The organism is Hymenobacter sp. UYP22, assembly GCF_040547285.1.
Classification (GTDB): domain Bacteria; phylum Bacteroidota; class Bacteroidia; order Cytophagales; family Hymenobacteraceae; genus Hymenobacter.
The window spans coordinates 726837-746994 of sequence record NZ_JBEPPK010000001.1 but is presented as its reverse complement, the minus strand read 5'-3'; the positions used below and the strand labels follow the sequence as shown (position 1 = coordinate 746994).

Below are 20158 nucleotides of genomic sequence, written 5' to 3'. Positions count from 1 at the left end.
GGCGTTGCTTTTAGCGGCTCTCTGTGAAACCAAGCGGCCCAGGTACGTTCTGCTGGCGTGCTCGGCTAGCCTGCAGAACGTATCTGCCAATCCTCACTTCTTTTTCAATGGAATCCGGTAGCCTACTCGCAGATTCAGTTGATGCATGCGGGCAAAGTTGGTAGCAGCGTAAGGGTAGAGCCTGAAGCCGCTCTGACCCAGCCGCAGGTCGGCGCTGACAAACCCCATCTTCGGGCTGGACTCTTCCACGGAAGTTGCTAGCCCTACCAGAATATGACGCCCATCCAGCTTGCCCAGCCCCGAGCCAATACCAGTCCGGACTGTTTGGTTGCCAAGGCCTAACGGTCCGCGGTTTACGTCAGCTTGTATATACACCTTGTCGCGGACGCCTGCCCACAGGCCAACATCCAGCAGGGTTTTCTGGAATCTTTCATCGTTTTGCCCTTTCACGTTGAGCCGGCCCATGTGCAAGCCAGCGCGGTAACCGAAACCGAGCTTTCCCGGGTGCAGCTCAGAGCTACCCTCTATGTACGGGTTGATGGTAAATAGCTGGTGCGTACTATCGGCCTCCCCGAGCAAGGTCCCGGTAGTAGGGTCCAGGAACTGGTACGCCACACGGTCGGTGCCCCGCCAAACGCCCAGGCCGTACGTGGTCTGATGGTCGCTGGTACGGTGTAGCTCCAAGGTGGCACCTTGCACGGCATATCGGTGGTCGTACGTGGTGCGGGTGGGGCTGCCCGAGCATCCTCCTTTCTTTTCCACATCCTCAAAATACGTTCCTTCCCCGGCACCTACACTAATTTCCAGCTCGTGCCGGGTTGAATCAACTGGGGCTTGGCTGGTTAGCACTATTACGCCCGCAGCTAGGCAAAACGGCAGGGCCACCCGGGCCGGCTGCAGCTGCCGGGCGGAGCCCCGAAGCGCGGCCCCGGCTTCCAGCACCAGTACGCAGAGCAGCAGGGCTTTCATCACCAGGATTTCAGGCAGGCTGAGGGCCGAGCTTCCCAGCCAGGCGGTAACCAGTAGTATGCAAGCAACCGCCAGCAGGTTCAGAACTGGCCGGGCCTCTGGGAGCTTTTCGGGCTGCTGATGCCCCGTTGCCGGCTGCCGGCGCAGCTGCCACACCCACAGGCCCAGCAGCGCGGGCGCTAGTATCAGCAGGGCCCATTGCAACTCGTTCAGGGCCAGGGCGCCGTGTTCGTGCAGCGCGGCACCTACCGGCTCGCCGGCCGCGTCGCGCCAGAACTCAATCAGCCAACGGCCGGCCAGTAGCAGCCCCAGGTGCAGCAGGTTGCGGCTGCCGCCCGGCCAAGGCTTATGCCGCGTGAACACCAGCAAAGCACCCACGCCCGCGCACAGCAGCAAGGTGTATAGTTGCGTGGGGTGCACCGGCAAAGAGTGCGCCGCGTCCGCCGCAATAGTGCCCTGCGTGGTCTGCGCCACGTAGGGCCAGGTGCCGGCCCCGTACGTGAGGCCCCAGCCCCCGGCCGTAGGCTCCCCGAAGCAGCATCCCGTAAGCAGGCAGCCCACGCACTGAATGGTAAGGGCTACACACATGGGCAGGGCGAAGGCATCGAACATATGCCAGCTAAACCCGAGGGGCCGGCGCAGCGCCAACAGCATAAGCGTACCGCTAACGGCCCCGCCCAGCACCGAGCGTCCCCCCGATACGGGCCAGTGGCCGGTAGAAAGCAGCAACTGCCACTCGGGGCCCGAAAGCGCCAGCAGCTTGGTGCCCAGAATAAAGGCCAAAGAGGAGCAGGCCAGCACTACCAGCCAGGAGCGCATGGGGTAACCGCGCCGCCAGCCTTCCCGCAGTAGCAGCAGCAGGTTCAGGCCGAAAGCCAGCACGTAAAAGGGGGTGTAGTAGTCGGCGTCGGCCCCGGGTACAGCCCAGCGGAAGGCTAAGGAAGCTAGAAGATTGTCCATGTATAGGCAGCAAAGAAATAGCGGTGGTTTTTGCTCAGAATGGGTAGTAAAATGGCCGCCTTCTGTTTCTCAAAATGAGGTGACAGAAGGCGGCCGGATTTTCTACTAACAACCAGTCGGCTAAGCAGGGGTGGTGTGACCCAGCACGTAGGAATAGGTGGATGAATAACGAGTGAAAGATACCCGAAGGCTCACCTTGTATGCCAACCAACCTATAGCTACATCAGACTTTGTGATAAAAACAATTAACTGTTATGTAGCTTATAGTTAAATAATTACTGCCAGGATTATAGGATTTTACGTCAGGGCAATACTATATAGAAAACAGGCTATTACTTCTCTTGCTACTGGAGTACCTGCGCACTTAGGGAGCAGGCGGAGCGCTAGGCTCGGGGAGGTGTGCCGTACCGGGTAGCAGCTGGGGGGCCGCGGCACGGGTTCCGTAGTGCACAATATTCTCAATCATGCCTTTGAAGATGATAAAGTGGAACGGCACCAACGAGTACCAGTACAGCCGCCCGGCCAGGCCGTGGGGCCGGAAAGCCGCTAGTTGCTCCAGGGTGTGGGTACCATCCTCATTAGGCAGAATACGGAACTGCAGCCAGGCCTCGCCGGGTAGCTTCATTTCGGCGTAAAGCAGCAGGCGGCGGCTGGCGCGGTCGGCTACCAGCACGCGCCAGAAGTCCAATGGGTCACCGGCGCGTAGGTCGGTGGGGGAGCGGCGGCCCCGGCGCAAACCCACGCCGCCCACCAGCTTGTCCAGCAGCCCCCGAATACGCCAGAGCCAATCGACCTTATACCAGCCCCGGTCGCCGCCAATGCTCCACACGTTTTGCAGCACCTCCCGGGGCAGACGGGTGAAGCGCAGCGTCTGGCGGTCGGTGAGCAGGCCGTGCTGCGGAATCTGGATGTGGTCCATGTAGTTGCGCGGCATCACGCCGCTGCTCAGCGCATCACTCCAGCTACTTACCACCTCGTTCTGCTCAATGCGCTGGAAAGCCAGTTCCACGGCCGCCCGGTAGGTCATGCAGGCATGAGGCACTGCTTTGTCGATACTGCGGCTGGGGTCGGCCACGGTATCATTGCGCAGGCTTTCCACCAGGCTTTGGGCCAACGAAAACGTGGTGCTGGTAACCAAGTACAGCCACCACGAGGACAGCCGGGGCGTGAGTACCGGCACCGTAATGATGTAGCGCCGCAGCCCGCGCACGGCCGCCAGTTCCAGCAGCATCTGGCGGTAGGTCAGCACATCGGGCCCGCCAATATCAAACGACTGCCCCAGGCAAGCCGGATTGTTGAGCACGGTAGTGAGGTAGTGCATCACGTCGCGGATGCCAATGGGCTGGCAGCGGGAGTTCAGCCAGCGCGGCGTTATCATCACAGGCAGCTTCTCCACCAAATCCCGGATAATCTCAAACGACGCCGAGCCCGACCCAATGATGATACTGGCCCGCAACACGGTGAGTTGGGCGATAGTAGCCTGGCCCAGTGTTTTCTCCACGGCCTTGCGGGAGCGAAGATGCACGCTCAGGGCCCGGTCGTTGGCTATGCCGGAGAGGTAAATAACCTGCCGGCAGCCGGTGCGGTTCAGGTACTCGGTAAAATGGCGGGCCGACTCCTGCTCCAGGCGGAAGAAGTCGGTATCGTGCCCGCTCATGGAATGCACCAGGTAGTAAGCGGCATCGATATTCAAGGGCAGAGTGGCCAATGAATCGGGCTTGAGCAAGTCGCCCTCGGCCACGGTGATGCGGCTACGCAGGCCCGGCGGCAGCTCGAAGCGGCGGGCGTCGCGCACGAGACAGGTAACGTGGTGGCCGGCTTCTACCAGCAGCGGCAGTAGGCGCTGGCCAATGTAGCCATTGGCCCCGGTAAGCAGAATATTCATGGCAGCTTCCAGACGGTATACTGCTATGTAACTGCTGAGGTAGCAAGGAGGTTACCGGTCTGCTCAGTAGCGCGAACTTGGCAGTTCGCGCCCCCGCACCATTAGGGTCGTTGCAACGGCACGGAGACGCGAACTACAAAGTTCGCGCTACTGCGCTGCTACCCAGCCTACCGCTTCGGGCGCTTTTTGCGGCGCTTGGCCATTCTTTCCCGCTCAGCTTTGCGCTCGGCCCGCATCAGCAGCCGCTCATCCATGCGGCCCATGAGTTGGCGGCGCACGAAGTGGGCCAGGTCGGAGAGGGGCACGAGCTTGGTAGTACGCAGAAAGTTGAGAATGTCGCGGCGGCGCAGGGCACTCACGCCCGGCAGGCCCCGGGCCAGCAGGTACTGCTTGATTTCCTCGACCCGCAGCAGGCCGGCCACGGCGGGCCGCTCCACGGTGGCATTATAGAGGGCCGGGCGGTGCAGCAGCAAACCCGTGGGCGAAGCTACCAGCACGCCCACCCACTCGGGCAATTGGGGCAGGAGCTTGGCCAGGTGCTTTTCAGTGATGATGAAGGTGACAAAATCATAGGCCTGGCTGTAGCAGGGCAGCTGCCGGGCCACGCGCTGCAGCGTATCGGCGTCGCCTTTCAGCTCGTAGCCGTGCATAAACTGCTCCGTAATGTGCACCACATCGGCGCGGGTGGTGCCGGTAGGCAACTCATCCACGTACACGCCGCCCTGCAGCAACGGGTACAGCAAAGTCCGGATTTCTGGGTCGTTCATGAAACTAGGTAGCCGCAAAAGCCGGGACAAAGTTCGCCAGAAGCGGGCAACAACGCTACCGGTTTCCTACATTGAGGAATGAACAACCGAATTGGTCCGTATCAGCTGGCGCCTATTTTCTACGCGGGCCTGGTGTGGGTATGTATTGGCTTGTTTGGGGAGCACCAAACCACCTTTCTCATCCTGGGGCTGCTGTTTATGGGTATGGGCTTGAAGCGAGTAGCCGAACCCACCCCGAAGCAGAAGCCACCCGGCGACCCGGAGGGCGAAGCCGGCAACCACTAGCGAGGCTTTGTGGCTACCTTCGTGGCTGTACTCACTGCCGCTGATTGTTGCCGCTATGCCTTTCCCCATGACCTCGCGCCGCTGGCTCTGGATTTTTGTACTGGTGCTGGGCGCCGCGTTTCTGTGGCAGCTGGGTAGCTGGGGGCCGCTGGAAAGCAGTGAGGCCCGCTACGCCGAAATCGGGCGCGAAATGCTCACGGGCCAGGACTGGCTGCACCCCCAGCTGCTGGGCATCTACCACTTCCATAAGCCACCCCTCACGTACTGGCTCACGGCGGCCGGCTTGGGGTTGTTTGGGCAGAATACGGTAGGTGTGCGGCTGCTGCCGGTGCTGGCGGTGCTGCTGCAAGTGGTGCTGGTATACGGCCTGGGGCTGCTGCTATTCAAGCAAGACCGGGCCCGGGCGCTGGCCGCCGCCGCCATCTACGGCACGTTGCCAGTGGTGCTCATTTCGGCCCTGAATGTGACAACTGATGCCTACCTGGCTACCCTGGAGTTGGCGGCGGCCTACGGCATTCTGCGTTATTACCACCAGGGTGGGGCGCGGTGGCTGTACCTGTTCTGGGTGGGGCTGGGGCTGGCATTCCTGACCAAGGGGCCAGTGGGCTTCATCCTACCGCTGATGGTGGTAATTGGGCACTACTTCCGCCAGGGCCAACGCAGGCAGCTATTCACGGTGCACCACGCGCTGGGGTTTGGGCTGTTTGTGCTGGTGGGCCTGAGCTGGTATCTGTATTTGATGGCTGAAAACCCCGCCTTCGTGCGCTACTTCTTGTATGAGCACACGGTGGAGCGGTTTGCCAACGCGGCCACCTTCAACCGTAGCAAGCCCTGGTGGTTTTACCTGGTGCTGGCCCCGGCTACCAGCCTGCCCTGGGCGGTGGCGCTGATAGTGCGGGCCGTGCGTACCCCCTGGAACTCGGTGCCGCGGGAGTGGCGCAACGTGCTCATCTTCTGGGTGCTGCTGCCGCTGCTGTTCTTTTCCCTATCCAAATCCAAGCTGCTGCTCTACGTGCTGCCCATCTTCCCCGGCATTGCGCTCCTCACGGTATACTACCTGGGCCGCTGCACCGAGGCCGTGCTGCTACGTTGGTACGTGGGCATTGTGGCGTTTTTCGGGCTGCTGCTGGGTGCTCTCTGCCTGTTACCCATCCTGAGCACGGTGCTGCCGCTGGGCTTGGAAGTGAAGCCACTCACGGCCGCGTGGCCAGCGGCGGGTGTGGTGGCATTGGTGCTCACGCTTACCCTCTGGAACCAGGTGCGCATTGCGCCCCGCCTGCTGGTAGCTACCACGCTGTTCACGGTGTTTCTGCTGCTGGCAGCCAAGCCCATTATGAGGCAAAATGAGCTGACCTTCAACGGAAGCCGCCCCTTGGCCGAGTTTATCCGCCAGAAACAGCTCACCAATCGTCCGGTGCTGGTGTACAACGAGCTGCCGTCGTCGTTGGCTTTTGAGCTGGGAAAGGTGCCGGTTTCCCTCAACGACGGCAACGCCAGCCTTAACCGCGAAACCCAGTTCCAGACCAACGACGCCTGGCGCCGCCAGCTCATCTACCTCCAGGACCCCACCCAGGAGCCGGCCCTCGGCGCTCTGCTGCTACAACGCCCCGTACTACTGAGCAAAGGCGAGCTGAAACCGGAGCGTCGCTGGATGCTGCGCTATTTCACGCAAGAGCAAAAGCTGGGTAAATGGACGGTGCGCTGGTAGGCAGCACGGAGCAGCCACCCAGGCAAACAGAAAAGCCGCTGCCAAAGGCAGCGGCTTTTTCTCAACGGGGTTGCGGTGAGCATTATAATTATCCACCCTATTCCTGCGTCAACCGCAACGCTTCACTGCGAAAGATGTTCCTTTCCAATTCATCTTTCCAGCGCCGTATGATATTGAAACAAAGATAGTATAGTGCCTCCTTGCCTTACCCAATGTTTTGCCCAACAGGTACTTCTGCCAAGCCAATAGTCACTTCTGGCCGGTAAAGCATCGGTAACTATGCTGCTAGGCTGTGTGGAGAGTCGCGTGGAGAGAACGTCATGCAGAGGCGCAGGCGAAGCATCTGGCGTGCTGACATTACAAGGATAAACTAGAAATCAGCACGCGAGACACTTCGTCCCTGGCTCAAGGCGCCACATGCTCGGCATGACGTGCTAGGCAGAACAGTTTATCAACTCTCCACACGCTCTAGTAAACCTACCGGTACACGGCCGCCGCCTTCTCGCGTAGATTGTAGCCCGAAGCCATTACTTCCCCGTAAGCTCCCGCCGAGCGGATGGCGACTAGGTCGCCGCGCTGGGTTTCGGGCAGCAGCACGCCCTTGGCAAACGTGTCCGACGACTCACAGATGGGGCCTACCACGTCGTAGGGCTGCAATTCGCCCTGGCTGCTCAGGTTCTGGATGTGGTGGTGGCTGCCGTAAAGGGCCGGCCGGATCAGCTCGGTCATGCCCGCGTCCAGAATAGCAAAACGTACCTGCTGGCTTTCTTTCACGTAGAGCACCCGGCTCAGCAGCGTGCCGCACTGCGCCACCACGGCCCGGCCCAACTCTACGTGCACCTGCTGGCCCGGCCGCCGCTGTAAATGCTGCTCAAACATGCCGAAGTAGGCCGCAAAATCCGGGATTAGATGCTCATCAGGCGTGTGGTAGTCGATGCCCAGGCCACCGCCCACGTTGAGGTGGGGTAGGTGGTGGCCCCGGCCTTCCAACCAGGTTTGCAGCTCGTTTAGCTTGCGGCTAAGTTCGGCAAACACCTGCAGGTTGGTAATCTGGGAGCCGATGTGGGCGTGCAGGCCAATCAGCTCCACGTTGGGCAGGCTGTCGAGGCTGTCGATAACGCCCGCCAAATCCTGCAGGCTAATGCCGAATTTATTGGCTTCCAGGCCAGTGGTAATGTAGGCGTGCGTATGGGCATCCACGTTGGGGTTGATGCGCAGGGCTACCCGGGCCGTGCGGCCCTGGGCGGCGGCCAGTTCATTCAGCACCCGCAGCTCCGGCACCGATTCGGCATTGAAGCAGAAAATATCGGCCGCCAGGGCCCGATTGATTTCAGTATCGGACTTCCCTACGCCGGCAAATACCACGTGGTCGGTGGCAAAGCCGGCTTCCAGAGCCCGTTGCACCTCGCCGCCACTCACACAGTCAGCCCCTAGCCCTGCCGCCTGAATGCGCTGCAGAATAGGTAGGTTGGAGTTAGCCTTGAGGGCGTAGTGCACCTGAAAGTTGCCGGGCCGGGCCGCTGCCATTAGGGTTGCCAGCGTCTGGTCCAGCAGCTGCAGGTCGTAGTAGTAAAAAGGCGTGGGCTGCTGAGCAAGCGCCGCCGGAAGTTGGAAAGACATGGTTATTTTGAGCTGTTAGCTATTAGCTGATTCTAAGACGGACAAAAGCTGATAGCCAACAGCTAATAGCTAGCAGTTGATGCCTGGAACAGCCCCGCATTCAGCGCCTGCAAAGCGCGGGTTTTGTCCGTAGTGCTCACCAGAATGCTGATGTTGTTAGGTGAGCCGCCGTAGCTGATCATGCGCACCGGAATATCTTTGAGGGCCGCAAAAGCCCGGTTGGCCGCCCCGTGCGAATCCTGCTCCAGGTTGCCCACCAGGCAGATAATGCTTTGGTTTTCATCCACGGCCACGGAGCCAAAGCGGCCCAGCTCCTCCAAAATCTGGGTCAGGCGGGTGGCGTCGTCGATGGTCAGGGACACGGCTACTTCCGAGGTAGTAATCATGTCGATGGAGGTGCGGTACCGCTCAAAAATCTCGAACAGGCTGCGCAGGAAGCCGTGGGCCAGCAGCATCCGGCTGGATTTCACGTTGATGGCCGTAATACCATCCTTGGCGGCCACGGCCTTGATGGCTTCGGCCCCGGTACGACTGGAAATGATAGTGCCGGGGGCCTCGGGCTGCATGGTGTTGAGCAGGCGCACCGGAATACTGTGCTTGGCCGCCGGCAGAATGGAGCTGGGGTGCAGAATCTTCGCCCCGAAGTAAGCCAGCTCGGCCGCCTCATCAAACGACAACTCCCGAATGGGGTAGGTGCCCTGCACTACCCGAGGGTCGTTGTTATGCAGTCCGTCAATGTCCGTCCAGATCTGAATTTCCTCGGCCCGGGCCGCTGCGCCAATCAGGGAAGCCGAGTAATCGGAGCCGCCGCGCTTAAGGTTATCAACCGAGCCCTGGGCGCTGCGGCAGATGTAGCCCTGGGTAATAAACAACTGCTGCGCGGCGTGTGGGGCCAAAGTGGCGGCCAAATGCTCCTGAATGTAGGCTGCGTCGGGCTCTTCATCCGCGTCGAGGCGCATGAAGTCGAGGGCCGGAAGCAGTACGGCCGGGCGGCCCAGCACCTGGGTTACGTAGCGGTGCACCAACAACGTGCTCAGCAGCTCACCCTGCGCCAGAATCACCCGCTCCCCATCGCCGGAAAGTGGGGCCTGCGTGAGGTCGAGTAGGGTCTGGAAGTTCTGGTTGAGGTCCTGGATGGCGTGCTCGGCTATGGCTGGCTCGGGCAGCAGCTCGCGGGCTACCTCGTGGTAGCGCTGGCGCAGGTCCTCAATGCGGGTTACAGCTGTTGCCCTGTCACCGGCGTACAGCAGCTGGCCAATTTCAACCAGGGCGTTGGTGGTGCCGCTCATGGCGGAGAGCACCACAATGCGCCGTTGCAGGTGGGGCGCGTGAATCAACTCTGCTACCTCGCGCATCCGCTGCGCCGACCCGACGGACGTGCCGCCAAACTTGAGAACTTTCATATCAGGTGAAAAACGAAACGTAGTGTCGAGGAAAATGCCCGGCTGGTTGCGGGAAATGAAAAAATCAGGGCCAAAAAAAGCGCCGACCCTGGGAGGACCGGCGCTTGAGAGTTCAGTAGTAGGGAGGTACGACGAACGGTTGCGACGGTCAGGTCGGGTTACGTTTCTTCGATTTCTTCATCAGCTGCAGGCCCAGAGTCAGGCCTGCCTGTTTGCTACCCTTCAGCAACGCGCACACCGCCGCCGCACCAGCCAAACTTGGCGAGAGGGAAGAAGTGTACGAAACAGTTGACATCAGCATAGCAGAAAGAAGCAAGGGCAAGGTGAGAGTAAGGCGCCGCGCCGTTTTGCGGCCGCAAGTACGGACGCGAAACAGAAGAATCCAAACGCCGCCGCTTCGTTACATTCAATTTATCAGATTTAATCTTCCTGCCGTGGGTTGCTAATAGCATCAATTACCCAGCCTTGCGACGCGGATTTGCTAAGCTCAAGAAGCAGCTGCTCTTGCCAGGGTGAGCCACTATCTGCGTGCTTGGGGCCAGCGGCCAGTACCACGGCGTGGGTTGGGGAGCTACTGGCAGAAGTGAAAGTGCCGGCTTGTAGCTCTTGTACTTTGCTGTCGGCTTCCTGCGAGTACAGGATGAAATCATACTCGAAGCCTGCCGCAGGGCCATCGTTCTGGGGGTGTACGCGCAAGGTGTCATTCTGCCGCCGGAAATAGGCGCGCCACGCGTTTAGGTAGGCGTCGGAGAAATAGCCGGTGGCTTGTAGAGACTTCAACCAGTTTTCTGTGCCGGGGAAATTAACGGCGTAAAACTTGGTGGTATCCGCTCCGTTGGCGTGCAATATAAAATTGGCCGGAAGCTTCTCCATGTTCACGGAGTACCATTGTAGCATGTTGCGCACTACTTTTTCGGCGGCCGGGGCGGCGTGCTGGACCGGTGCTGCCGCCGTAGCAGAGGCGCTATCGGGCAGCGGGGCAGCGGGGCGTTGGGTACTCATCGGGCTTTCCTGCGAGCAGGCGGGGAGAGCTAGGGCCAGTGGCAAAAAGCCGTAATAGAGTAAGCACTTCATGCCCGGCAAGTTAGCCCGCCAGCTGCTTTTTCACCCATTCGGCCAAAGTGCCTTTCGAGTCCAGCTTCACCAGCTCGTCCAGTTGTTTGTTCTTCTTGAAGCCCCCAGTCTGGTAGGCGCGCAGCATGGTCCGGATTCCTTCCGTGTTGAGCACGGCGGGGTCTTTGGTCTCGGGGTGTTGGAGCTGGTAACGGGCCCAGCCACCCATAAACAGCATCAGTAGCTCGGAGTCCTGCCCGGCCAAATCGGCCACGTATTTCTGCAGCTGCACCGATACCGAGGAGCTGCCGCTGATCCACTGGAACAGGAACTGGTCGGTTTCTTTACGCAGAGCGGCTTGCTGGTTCATGGGCGTTTTTTCCAGCCAATTCACCGCCGCAATAACCTGGGGCTCATACTCAGCATAGTCGTCGGCAGTCTGGAAGGAGTAGCCGGTGGGGGCTTTGTAGCTGGTTTGAGCCTGGGTAGCCGAAGCCGTCAGCAGTAGAAAAGCAGCAAAGAATAGTCGAAGTTCCTTCATGAAAATCAGGTAGATAGCGTAAGTGGAAATATAGGATAATCCTACCAGAAAGCGGGCAGCTTGCTGGCTGATCCAAACGCAAAAAAACACCGGCGCGACCTAGGGGCGTGCCGGTGCCTGCTGCGGGTGAATGAGGTAGGTGAGCGAGCTTACGAAACCGGGGTAGCCACTTGGTTTTGCGCGAAGCCCCGGGCCAGGTTGGTGAACTCCGAGGGAATGAGCACCACGGTGGTGGTATTGTTGTCGATGCCGATTTCGGAAAGCATCTGCATGCGGCGCAGCTCCAAGGCCATGGGGCTTTCCTCCATCTGCTTGGCACCCTGGGTAAGTTTGAGGGAAGCTTCCAGCTCGGCTTCGGCCTTGATGATGCGGGCCCGTTTCTCGCGGATAGCCTCCGCCTCCCGGGCCATGGCCCGCTGCATGGATTCCGGAATTTCTACGTCCTTAATTTCCACCATCTCAATTTTTACGCCCCAGGTTTCGGTGGCGGCATCTACCAGCTGCTGCAGGGTGGCGTTGATTTGCTGCCGCTCCTTGAGCACCTCGTCCAGCTGGTGCTGGCCGATGATATTGCGCAGGGCCGTAACGGAGAGTTGGTACACCGCCTGGTTGAAGTTGGCCACTTTGATGATGGCGTCCTCGGGGTTTACCACCCGAAACCAGAGCACCGCGTTTACCTTGATGGTTACCGAGTCCTTGGTAATGGTTTCCTGCTGCTCCAGGTCGACGGTTTTGGTGCGAATATCCACGGTGGTGCGGCGCTCAATAAACGGGATAATCCAGTACAGCCCCGGCCCGCGCCGCCCCGCGTACCGGCCCAGTCGGAACACAATGGCCCGCTCGTACTCCTGAGCAATGCACAGGCCCATACATAGCAAAATCAACCCCAGCCCCAGTACCGCATACAATGTAATCATGGTAAGAAATGGCCCACGGCCGCAAAAGTGAAACAGGTATAGCTGGAAGCACAGAGGCCGTGCCAACCAGTGCCGGCGTGGTATTTAACTCTGTTTCAGCCCTGAAAACGCAGGATGGAGCTGATTCCTGGTTTGCACACCAACCCATTTTGGAAGGGTGTAATGGTCGAAATGGTGTGGTTCTGTGAGAGCTGCCGGTAGCGAGAAGTTGACTTGCTGCGTGCTACTAAATGAAGCTTTCGGGCAGAAAATAGCTACATGGTGCAAAGCCGATAGATTAGGCCAGTAGCGTAAGCACCTAGTCGTGCATTCGGTAAAAAAGAGCGTGCCGCTCAGGTAAACGAAGCTCAGCAAAGACCAAAATACAGTCGGGCACTTAGGGAACAGATAGCCTATAGTAGGCGTAGCGGGCTAGCCAGGGCCGTGAGCAGATACCTATTTCTTCGGGGCAGCAGGCCGGGTTGCTGGCTGGCCTGTAGTGGCAGGCGCAGGCGCTGGTTTGCTAGGTGCCCGGAAGGATATAGGCCGGCCAGTGGCGGTGCTCCGGTTACCGGCCGCATCCAGGGCCTCAAACGTAACCGTACAGGTTTCATTCCACTGAAACGTAAAGTTGCCGCCGCAGGTAAACCAGCCAATACCCAGCTGATTCTGCCAGGGCGCGAGGTAGCTGATTACTGGCGCCGCTAGCCGTGCGCTCCAGATGGTGGCCCGCACGAGCACTGGGGAATTATCTTGCACAGGGCTAGAGAAGTGCACGTAATTGTTGATTCCTTCGCTATTTTCCGAGTACTCCCGGCGGACCACGGTAGGCGTGCCCGTCCAGCGCGGAGGCTCCGTATCGGGCGTAGCGGCTACGCGCCAACGGTACACCGGAACCAATTGGTTACTGCCGGCGCGGGCGCGTTGCATCCGAAACAGGTCACGGTACGAGTCATCGGAGGTGGCGTAGCGCAGGGAGTATAGGGTATCGGGCAGGAGCGGACGAACCGGCTGGAGCAGCAACTGCATGTCGCTGCTCTGGGGGTTAACAGGGCGCTCCAGTACCCGTAGCGGAACTGAGTCGTGGGCGGAGCGTAGGTAGAGCGGAATCTGGCGGCCCAACTGCCGGAAATCGTAGCGGGCGTCGCTGAAGCTCCCCACCGAAAGCAGGAAAAGCTGACGCGGCTGAATCGTTAGGGCGTGTTCACCTGGCCACACTGCTATCCAGGGGTAATATTCGCACTGCGCGGCAGCGGGTAGGGCGTATGTCAGCAGGAAAAATAGATAGCCAAAACAATAGCGGTAACGGATAAAAGCGGGCCTCATACAGCCGTAAGATATAAGTAAAAGCCCATTCTGCACTGCAGAATGGGCTTTTACGGGAATAGAACAGCGCAATTTACCGCACCGGCTTCGGAATAACGGGCAGGCTCTCGTGGCCCTCGGCATCTACTGAAACTACCCCGAAAATATAGTTGTCCTTGCTGTGGGGCAGGTCGGCTTTGGTGTCCGTCACGAAGAACTTCTGCTGCCACTCCGGGGCGCTGGTTTCGCGCATGAGTACGTAGTAGCCGGCTGGCTTCTCGCCGGCTTTGGGGGCTTCCCATTTCAGCTCGGTGCGGTTGGTGAGGTTGGCCGTGAGTACGCCCACGTTTTCGGGGGCGGCGGGAGCCAGGGCCAGGGCGGCCAGCGTAGCCAGGTTTACCCCGGTATTTTTGCGCAGATAGGGGAAGTCCATGAACTTGGCGTAGTCGCCGTATTCCTCCCCGCTTTCGGTGCGCAGATCCTGGTGCTGGTGGCGAAAATCCTCGTTCATCTCCGAGAAGCGCACCGCCGTGAAGCCCTGCTGGTTAAAAGGTGTATGGTCGCCGCCGCGCAGAAACCGGTCGGGGCGGTACTCCAGCACCACCTCGTGGCCGGGCACGTACTGCTGGCAGGCCAGGCGGGTGTAGCGGGCCAGGTTGCGACTGGGCGAGTCGTTTTCACTGCTCAATGTGCGGCGCACCCGGGCTTCGTCGGCGGTTTCGGTGGCGGGCACGCCCTCACTGAATACGCGCAGGCGCTTATCGTCCTTAATTTCCGGGTCGTGGCCCGTGGAGCTACCCATGATGTCGTTGTTGAGCATAGCTACCAGCTGCCACCCTTCCTTTTTGGCCCGTTTGGCCAAGTGGGTGGAGCCATAAAGACCCTGCTCTTCGCCCTGTACCGCCACGAAAATGATGGTGGCCGGAAACTGCTGCTGGCTCATCACCCGCGCCAACTCCATTACCGCCACCGTGCCCGAGCCGTCGTCGTTGGCGCCGGGCGCGTCGGCCGTGGCGTTCATCACGTCGGTCACCCGCGAATCAATGTGGCCGCTCACGATGAACACGCGCTTGTCGGTAGGGTCGGTGCCGGGCAGGGTAGCCATTACGTTAGCCATCAGCACCGGCCGGTTGATGCGGCGGCCATCGGGCTTGATGGTGAACGTATCCTGCTCTACTTTCAGGCGGCCGCCGCTGGCCTTGCTGTACTTGCGGAACTCGTCCTCCACCCAGTTGCGGGCCGCCCCAATGCCGCGCTTCTTGCTCTTGGTGTCGCTGAGGGTGTGGCGGGTACCAAAGCTTACGAGCTTATCAATATCATCGCGCAGCCGCTGTTCCGATACCTCCTGCACCATTTTGGTGATGAGCGGATCGGGTGTAGTAGCAGGTTTGGTTTGGGCGAAAACAGGGGCAGCAACACCCAGGGCAAGTAGTAGAGTAGCGGAACGGCGCATGGTGGTTGGTTGAGTTGTGGGTAGAGACGTTGGTTGGCGCCGTGGCGTTGCGGCCAGAAGGCAGCCAGTGCCAGTAAAAGTTGCTGGACATGCCAACTGCTAGCCCGAGCGCAGGCAGAAAGCCAGGGTAGTTGGTATACAGAAATTACCCCGAAACCCCATTTACTTACTGAGTACCGACACCAGCGCGCTGGCCGCATTACCGCCAAAACCAGCCGCATTGACCAGAATGCGCCGGATTGGTTGGGGTGTTTGCGTTGCCAAATCAGTAGCAAACGGGGTGGTGGGCCACTGCTGGGTTTCGAGTATGTGCAGGGCAAAATCCAGGCTCAGCGCGGCCGAAGCGCCCAGGGTATGCCCAAGCAGCCACTTATTAGACAGCAGCGGCGGCAGGTGTTCCCCAAATATAGCGTGCAGGGCGGCCCGCTCGGCCGCGTCGCCGGCCGGGGTACCGGGGCTGTGCAGAACCACAGCATCCACCTCGGCCGGCGACACCCCGGCCTGGCCCAGCACCTGCCGGATGGCCTGCTGAAAATGCTGGCCCTCGGGCGAAAGGCCGGTTTTGCTGCCAATGCCTTCAAAGCCAAAGCCCACCCCTTCGAGCACAAAAAGCGGCTGGGCCTCGGCAAGTGCCTGCTCAACGCCCACTTGCTCCAGAGCAAATACGGCCGCTCCTTCGCCCAGCACAAAGGTGGAAGGCTTACCCGCTCCGGGCCGGCAGGGCCAGGCTGCCGCCGCTAACGGAGAGTAAATACCAATGGCCTGCATCTGGGCCAAGGTGAAATTGGTGAGGGGGGCCTCCGCCCCGCCGGCCAGAAATCGGGTGGCCATGCCCGCCCGCAGCCAGGCCCGCGCATTACCCAAAGCCTGGAAGGCGCTACTGCAGGTACTGGAGTGGCTCAGGGCCACCTCGCTCGTAGCGCCGGCATCAAAGGCCACCCAACTGGCCACGTTGCCCAGAGTAGTGAGCGGGGAAGCAGCCACGGGCACCGTGCCTTCCGCCAGAAACTGCGCGTGAAACTGCTCCAGCCGCTCCGTAGCCCCCCGGCTGCTGCCAATACTGACAGCCAACGGTGAAATGGGGAAATGGGGAAATGGTGAATCGGCGAGGTGGCGTTCTTGTCCCTCACTCACCATTTCCCCACTCACCGTCTCACCATTTCCCCACCCAGCCTGGGCAGTAGCCTGGCGGGCGGCCAGCAGGGCTAGCAGCACGGTGCGGTCGAGCTGGCGGTAGCTGGGGTGGCGGCGCAGCTCGGCTACCGCCGCTTCGGCGGGGGCGGGCAGGGCGGCCACGGGTACGCCGGTGGGGTGGGTAGTGAAGGACGAAGTGAGGGCGTCGCCGGACGTTGGCAGCGCCCGGCCCAGGGCCGATACCCGGCCCCGGCCCCGGATAACGGTAAGGGCTTCGGACCCGGTGAGTGGGTTAGTCATGCAGGATTTCGGGCAGGTTGGGGGCGGGAATGAAGTCGAGCACCAGCTCGCGCATGCGGCGCAGCACCGCGTACAGTAGCTCCAGCTCCGCGTCGGTGGTGCAGTAAGGCGGCAGCAGGTACACCACGTTGCCGAGAGGACGCAGCACTACGCGGTGGTCAAGGGCCAGTTGGTAAAAGGCGTCGCGCAGGCGGCTGAAGTAGCTGGTGCCCTCGCCGGGGTCGTACTCCACGGCCAGGATGGTCCCCCGGTGCCGCACCGCCCGCACGCCCGGCTGGTTCTCAATTTCCTGCCGGAACGCGGCGTGCGCGGCCTCGATGCGCTGGCGCTGCTGGGTGCATTCGTCTGCCCGGGTAAGCTCCAGACTCGCCAAAGCAGCGGCGCAGGCCACGGGGTTGGCCGTGTAGGAGTGGCCGTGAAATAGGGCCCGCATCTTGTCGTGGCTGAGAAAAGCCTCGTAGATGGGCGCCGCGCAGGTGGTCAGGCCCATGGCCAACGTGCCGCCGGTGAGGCCCTTGGAGAAGCACATGATGTCGGGCTGCTCCGTCAGCAACTCGGAGGCGAACAGCGGGCCGGTGCGGCCGAAGCCGGTCATTACCTCATCCGAAATGCAGAGCACCCCGGCCTGGTGGCAGCGGCGCAGCAACTCACTCAGCACGTCGGGCTCGTACATCACCATGCCGGCCGTGCCCAGCACCAAGGGTTCGAAAATGAAGCCAGCTACATCAGGGCGCAGTAGCAGCGTGTCGAGCTGGGCCAGCGTTGCGGCCTCGTGGCCCGGCACTGGCACGTCCAGAAACTCCACGTTGAACAGCAGCGGCCAGAACGGCTCGGTAAAGGCCCCGCGGGCACTCACGGCCATGGCCCCGAAGGTGTCGCCGTGGTAGGAGTTCTGAAAGCAGATGAAGGTGCGACGCTCGGGCTGGCCCTGGTTATGAAAGTACTGCAGCACCATTTTCAGGGCCACTTCCACGGCCGTGGAGCCATTATCGGAGTAGAATACGCGGGCCTGGTTGGCGGGCAGCAGGGCCAGCAGCTGCTCGGCCAGCTCCACGGCGGCGGGGTGGGTGAAGCCGGCAAACAGCACGTGTTCCAGGGTGCGGAGCTGCTCGCTCACGCGGGCGGCAATGGCGGGGTGGCTGTGGCCGTGCAGGTTTACCCACCAGGAGGAAATGGCATCGAGGTAGCGGGTACCGTCTTCGGCCACCAGCCAGCTGCCCTCACCCCGCACAATGGGGATGGGCAGCGGGGCGGTGTGCATCTGGGTGTAGGGGTGCCACAAAACGGCGTGGTCGCGCTGAGCAAGGGGAGTAAGGTGGGGCATTGCGGGTGGGGCCGAAGGTAACGGCCGCGGCAAAGCTACAACCGCCCGCGCTGACGGTGGTTTGAGACGGGAATTCTCGGTTGGCGGTGCCATTGGACCACGTCTGTCATCCTGAGCGGAGCGAAGGACCTTATCATGTCAGCGCAAGTCGTTACTACGCCAGCAGTTCAGACATAATAAGTTCCTGCGCCAGCTCAGTATGACAGGCAACATGATAGATGGCCGCTACAGCCCGAACCACGCCCGGAACCCGGCGGCGTAGCGGCTCACCACCGCGGGGGTCACCTCTGGCTCCAGCAGTACGCGGGGCATAATCGGGACGCCGGTGTGCGCGGTAATGAACTCCTCGGTGGCAGGCGTGGGCTCCCCATTGAAGACGAGGCCGCGCACCCGCAGGCCGCGGGCCCGCAGGGCTTCCAGCGTGAGCAGGGTGTGGTTGATGCTGCCCAGGTAGTTGCGTGATACCACTACCACATCGAGGGCGAATTGCTGGGCGAGGTCGGCAATGAGGAAGCCGGGCGCCAAAGGCACCAGCAAGCCGCCCGCGCCTTCTACCAGCAGGTGGTTATTGGTGTGGGGCAGTTGAAAGTCATTGGGGCGCAGGATGAGGCCCTCGGCGGCGGCGGCGGCGTGGGGCGAGGCCGGCAGCTGCAGCCGGTACCGCTCGGGCCAGAAGTGGCTGACGGGGTTTTGGACGAGGCCGCGCACGGTGGCCGCGTCGGTGGTGGGGGTGAGGCCGGCCTGCACGGGCTTCCAGTAGTCGGCCTGCAGGGCTTCGGTAAGAATGGCCGACACGAGCGTTTTGCCCACGTCCGTGCCGATGCCGGTGATGAAGAGTCGTTCCAAATAATGTGGGTTTTGAGTTGCCAGCAAGCGGTGGCGTTTACATAAGGTTAGTCTAGCTCTGCCCGAGAAAATACGTCCTTAATCAAGCTTGTCTCTTCAACGGCCGCTTTAAAGGCCAAGGCAAACTGGTTTAATGCATCCTTGTCTGAGGAATAAGCGCAGAACATGCTGCCTTCCGGATCGAACTTTACGCTTCCAGCCAGCTGAGGCTGCTTTTCTGCCAGAAATACCTTCGCCAGCGAAGCCCAGTCATACCCGTTGCCCTCGAAACCCTCTGCTGCTCTGGACTGTAAAATTTCGTTTCGATAGCCCAGATCCGCTAGGCAAAAGGATGCGCTTTGCTCACTTTCCGACCAGAAGAATGGGGCAATAATTGCTTTGAAATCGGTGGGGCTCATGGTATGATCTATTGAAGGAAGAAGAGGCAGTCGGCCGTCCGGCTGCGCGCATATACTCATGTAGTAAGCCTACACTTCCGGCCAACCCAACCACCTGCCCAAGTTAGACCTGAATACCTATATCAGTCACGGAGGCCCGTAGTAGCGCCGCCAGCGCGTCAATTTCCGCCTCTGAGTTGAAGGAATGCACAATGAGCCGCAGCCGCTCGGTACCAGCTGGGACCGTGGGCGAGACGATGGCGCGCACGTCAAAGCCGGCGGCCTGAGTGGCGGCGGCCACGGCACGGACATGAGCCGGACCGGGGCTACCGGTGAAGAACACGGGGTGAATGACGTGGCTGCTGGCCGGGACGCGCAGGCCCACCACCGTATTCAGTTGGGCTTTCAGGTAGTCGGACAGTGCAAACAGCCGGGCGCGCTCCGGGCCGAGCTGGGGTAGCAGTGCGTAGGCGGCGGTGAGGGCGGCCACGGTGAGCGGGGGCAGGGCGGTGGTGTAGATGAAGGGCCGGCTGAAGCTGAGCAGGTAGTCGCGCAGCACGGCGGGGCCGGCCACGGCGGCGCCCTGGCTACCCAGGGCCTTGCCAAAGGTGAGGATACGGGCAAACACGGCGTCTTCCAGCCCCAGTTTCACTACTAACCCCTCGCCCTTAGAGCCATATAGGCCGTTGGTGTGGGCTTCATCTACCACCAGGTATAGCCCTTGCGTCCGGCACACCTCGGCCAGCTCCATCAGCGGAGCCACGTCACCATCCATGGAATATAAGGCCTCTACGGCCACAAAAACGCTGCCGGTGGCGCGGGCCAGCTTGCGGCGCAGGTCGGCTAGGTCATTGTGGCGGAAGCTCCAGGCAGTGGCGAAGGAACCCCGGATGCCGTCCTTGACGGAGGCGTGGGAGGCGTCGTCGTAGAGAATCGTGTCGCCGCGCCGGGGCACGGCGGCGAAGAAGCCCAGGTTGGCCGCGTAGCCGGAGTTGAAGAGCAGGGCTGCTTCGGCGCGGTGGAAACGGGCCAGCTGCTGCTCCAGAGCTTCGGCGGCGGCAGAGTTGCCGGTGAGCAGGCGCGAGCCGGTGCTGCCGGCGGGTAGTTGAGCGGCCTGCTGCACGGCCGCCTGTACCTGCGGGTGCCGGCTCAGCCCCAGGTAATCGTTGGAGCTGAAATCCGTGAGGCCCTGGGCGGGCGGGGCGGGAAGGCGGCGGCGAGTGCCGGTAGCCTCGCGCTTAGCCAGCTCCGTAGCAAGGCGGTGGTGAAGGGAAGAAGGCATTGAAAAGCCGGAAAAAACAGTGTCATCCCGCGCGCTGGGCCCAGGATGAC

Annotated in this window: 18 protein-coding genes; 2 read left to right on the top strand and 16 right to left on the bottom strand. The window is 61.1% G+C overall.

Going from position 1 to position 20158, the window contains the following annotated elements:
• Positions 1 to 93: 93 nt before the first annotated feature.
• The 3 genes from ABIB60_RS03255 to ABIB60_RS03245 form a co-directional block, all read right to left on the bottom strand.
• Positions 94 to 1929: a prolipoprotein diacylglyceryl transferase family protein gene (locus ABIB60_RS03255; protein WP_354577711.1), complete on the bottom strand. Its 1836-nt coding sequence runs from the start codon at positions 1927 to 1929 to the stop codon at positions 94 to 96.
• A 364-nt stretch (positions 1930 to 2293) separates the two neighbouring features.
• Complete coding sequence (locus tag ABIB60_RS03250; protein ID WP_354577709.1) at positions 2294 to 3814, bottom strand: SDR family oxidoreductase; 1521 nt, start codon at positions 3812 to 3814, stop codon at positions 2294 to 2296.
• A gap of 167 nt (positions 3815 to 3981) precedes the next feature.
• Complete coding sequence (locus ABIB60_RS03245) at positions 3982 to 4581, bottom strand: sce7726 family protein (protein WP_354577708.1); 600 nt, start codon at positions 4579 to 4581, stop codon at positions 3982 to 3984.
• 78 nt (positions 4582 to 4659) lie between these two features.
• On the opposite strand from ABIB60_RS03245, the gene ABIB60_RS03240 reads away from it, so the two are divergent.
• Both ABIB60_RS03240 and ABIB60_RS03235 read left to right on the top strand, forming a co-directional pair.
• Positions 4660 to 4866 (top strand): hypothetical protein, encoded by a 207-nt coding sequence (locus tag ABIB60_RS03240; RefSeq protein ID WP_354577707.1) that lies wholly within the window; start codon positions 4660 to 4662, stop codon positions 4864 to 4866.
• 55 nt (positions 4867 to 4921) lie between these two features.
• Positions 4922 to 6574: an ArnT family glycosyltransferase gene (locus ABIB60_RS03235; RefSeq protein ID WP_354577706.1), complete on the top strand. Its 1653-nt coding sequence runs from the start codon at positions 4922 to 4924 to the stop codon at positions 6572 to 6574.
• 477 nt (positions 6575 to 7051) lie between these two features.
• Here ABIB60_RS03235 and lysA read toward each other — a convergent pair whose 3' ends face one another.
• The 13 genes from lysA to ABIB60_RS03170 form a co-directional block, all read right to left on the bottom strand.
• The gene (gene lysA, locus ABIB60_RS03230; RefSeq protein WP_354577704.1) at positions 7052 to 8194 is read right to left on the bottom strand and encodes a diaminopimelate decarboxylase; all 1143 of its coding nucleotides are present in this window, start codon (positions 8192 to 8194) and stop codon (positions 7052 to 7054) included.
• A gap of 62 nt (positions 8195 to 8256) precedes the next feature.
• Positions 8257 to 9597, bottom strand: coding sequence for an aspartate kinase (locus ABIB60_RS03225; protein WP_354577703.1), 1341 nt, complete (start codon positions 9595 to 9597; stop codon positions 8257 to 8259).
• Positions 9598 to 9745: 148 nt separating this feature from the next.
• A complete protein-coding gene (locus ABIB60_RS03220; RefSeq protein ID WP_354577702.1) occupies positions 9746 to 9892 on the bottom strand; it encodes a hypothetical protein in 147 nt (48 codons plus the stop codon).
• A 125-nt stretch (positions 9893 to 10017) separates the two neighbouring features.
• Positions 10018 to 10671 carry a hypothetical protein gene (locus ABIB60_RS03215; RefSeq protein WP_354577701.1) on the bottom strand — a complete coding sequence of 218 codons (654 nt, stop codon included), beginning with the start codon at positions 10669 to 10671 and terminating at the stop codon, positions 10018 to 10020.
• 10 nt (positions 10672 to 10681) lie between these two features.
• Entirely contained in the window at positions 10682 to 11191 is a 510-nt protein-coding gene (locus ABIB60_RS03210) for a hypothetical protein (RefSeq protein WP_354577699.1), read from the bottom strand.
• 149 nt (positions 11192 to 11340) lie between these two features.
• Positions 11341 to 12108 carry a slipin family protein gene (locus tag ABIB60_RS03205; protein ID WP_354577698.1) on the bottom strand — a complete coding sequence of 256 codons (768 nt, stop codon included), beginning with the start codon at positions 12106 to 12108 and terminating at the stop codon, positions 11341 to 11343.
• A gap of 435 nt (positions 12109 to 12543) precedes the next feature.
• On the bottom strand, positions 12544 to 13413 hold the full coding sequence (locus ABIB60_RS03200) for a hypothetical protein (RefSeq protein WP_354577696.1): 870 nt from the start codon (positions 13411 to 13413) through the stop codon (positions 12544 to 12546).
• A 73-nt stretch (positions 13414 to 13486) separates the two neighbouring features.
• Complete coding sequence (locus tag ABIB60_RS03195; protein ID WP_354577695.1) at positions 13487 to 14845, bottom strand: M20/M25/M40 family metallo-hydrolase; 1359 nt, start codon at positions 14843 to 14845, stop codon at positions 13487 to 13489.
• A gap of 162 nt (positions 14846 to 15007) precedes the next feature.
• Entirely contained in the window at positions 15008 to 16279 is a 1272-nt protein-coding gene (locus ABIB60_RS03190) for a beta-ketoacyl synthase N-terminal-like domain-containing protein (protein WP_354577693.1), read from the bottom strand.
• Complete coding sequence (gene bioA, locus ABIB60_RS03185) at positions 16272 to 17603, bottom strand: adenosylmethionine--8-amino-7-oxononanoate transaminase (protein WP_354577692.1); 1332 nt, start codon at positions 17601 to 17603, stop codon at positions 16272 to 16274. The genes ABIB60_RS03190 and bioA overlap by 8 nt, the downstream gene beginning before the upstream one ends.
• A 225-nt stretch (positions 17604 to 17828) precedes the next feature.
• Positions 17829 to 18449 (bottom strand): dethiobiotin synthase, encoded by a 621-nt coding sequence (bioD, locus tag ABIB60_RS03180; protein ID WP_354577691.1) that lies wholly within the window; start codon positions 18447 to 18449, stop codon positions 17829 to 17831.
• 47 nt (positions 18450 to 18496) lie between these two features.
• Positions 18497 to 18847 (bottom strand): immunity 51 family protein, encoded by a 351-nt coding sequence (locus ABIB60_RS03175; protein WP_354577690.1) that lies wholly within the window; start codon positions 18845 to 18847, stop codon positions 18497 to 18499.
• Positions 18848 to 18950: 103 nt separating this feature from the next.
• On the bottom strand, positions 18951 to 20108 hold the full coding sequence (locus ABIB60_RS03170) for an aminotransferase class I/II-fold pyridoxal phosphate-dependent enzyme (protein WP_354577689.1): 1158 nt from the start codon (positions 20106 to 20108) through the stop codon (positions 18951 to 18953).
• Positions 20109 to 20158: the final 50 nt, after the last annotated feature.

Bases quoted from the DNA above. Each gene is read 5' to 3' on its own strand.
- ABIB60_RS03195 (WP_354577695.1), bottom strand. From the start codon at position 14,845: ATGCGCCGTTCCGCTACTCTACTACTTGCCCTGGGTGTTGCTGCCCCT.
- ABIB60_RS03225 (WP_354577703.1), bottom strand. From the start codon at position 9,597: ATGAAAGTTCTCAAGTTTGGCGGCACGTCCGTCGGGTCGGCGCAGCGG.
- lysA (WP_354577704.1), bottom strand. From the start codon at position 8,194: ATGTCTTTCCAACTTCCGGCGGCGCTTGCTCAGCAGCCCACGCCTTTT.
- ABIB60_RS03220 (WP_354577702.1), bottom strand. From the start codon at position 9,892: ATGTCAACTGTTTCGTACACTTCTTCCCTCTCGCCAAGTTTGGCTGGT.
- ABIB60_RS03250 (WP_354577709.1), bottom strand. From the start codon at position 3,814: ATGAATATTCTGCTTACCGGGGCCAATGGCTACATTGGCCAGCGCCTA.
- ABIB60_RS03235 (WP_354577706.1), top strand. From the start codon at position 4,922: ATGCCTTTCCCCATGACCTCGCGCCGCTGGCTCTGGATTTTTGTACTG.
- ABIB60_RS03200 (WP_354577696.1), bottom strand. From the start codon at position 13,413: ATGAGGCCCGCTTTTATCCGTTACCGCTATTGTTTTGGCTATCTATTT.
- ABIB60_RS03240 (WP_354577707.1), top strand. From the start codon at position 4,660: ATGAACAACCGAATTGGTCCGTATCAGCTGGCGCCTATTTTCTACGCG.
- ABIB60_RS03190 (WP_354577693.1), bottom strand. From the start codon at position 16,279: ATGACTAACCCACTCACCGGGTCCGAAGCCCTTACCGTTATCCGGGGC.
- ABIB60_RS03175 (WP_354577690.1), bottom strand. From the start codon at position 18,847: ATGAGCCCCACCGATTTCAAAGCAATTATTGCCCCATTCTTCTGGTCG.
- ABIB60_RS03170 (WP_354577689.1), bottom strand. From the start codon at position 20,108: ATGCCTTCTTCCCTTCACCACCGCCTTGCTACGGAGCTGGCTAAGCGC.
- ABIB60_RS03255 (WP_354577711.1), bottom strand. From the start codon at position 1,929: ATGGACAATCTTCTAGCTTCCTTAGCCTTCCGCTGGGCTGTACCCGGG.
- ABIB60_RS03210 (WP_354577699.1), bottom strand. From the start codon at position 11,191: ATGAAGGAACTTCGACTATTCTTTGCTGCTTTTCTACTGCTGACGGCT.
- bioA (WP_354577692.1), bottom strand. From the start codon at position 17,603: ATGCCCCACCTTACTCCCCTTGCTCAGCGCGACCACGCCGTTTTGTGG.
- ABIB60_RS03215 (WP_354577701.1), bottom strand. From the start codon at position 10,671: ATGAAGTGCTTACTCTATTACGGCTTTTTGCCACTGGCCCTAGCTCTC.
- ABIB60_RS03205 (WP_354577698.1), bottom strand. From the start codon at position 12,108: ATGATTACATTGTATGCGGTACTGGGGCTGGGGTTGATTTTGCTATGT.
- ABIB60_RS03245 (WP_354577708.1), bottom strand. From the start codon at position 4,581: ATGAACGACCCAGAAATCCGGACTTTGCTGTACCCGTTGCTGCAGGGC.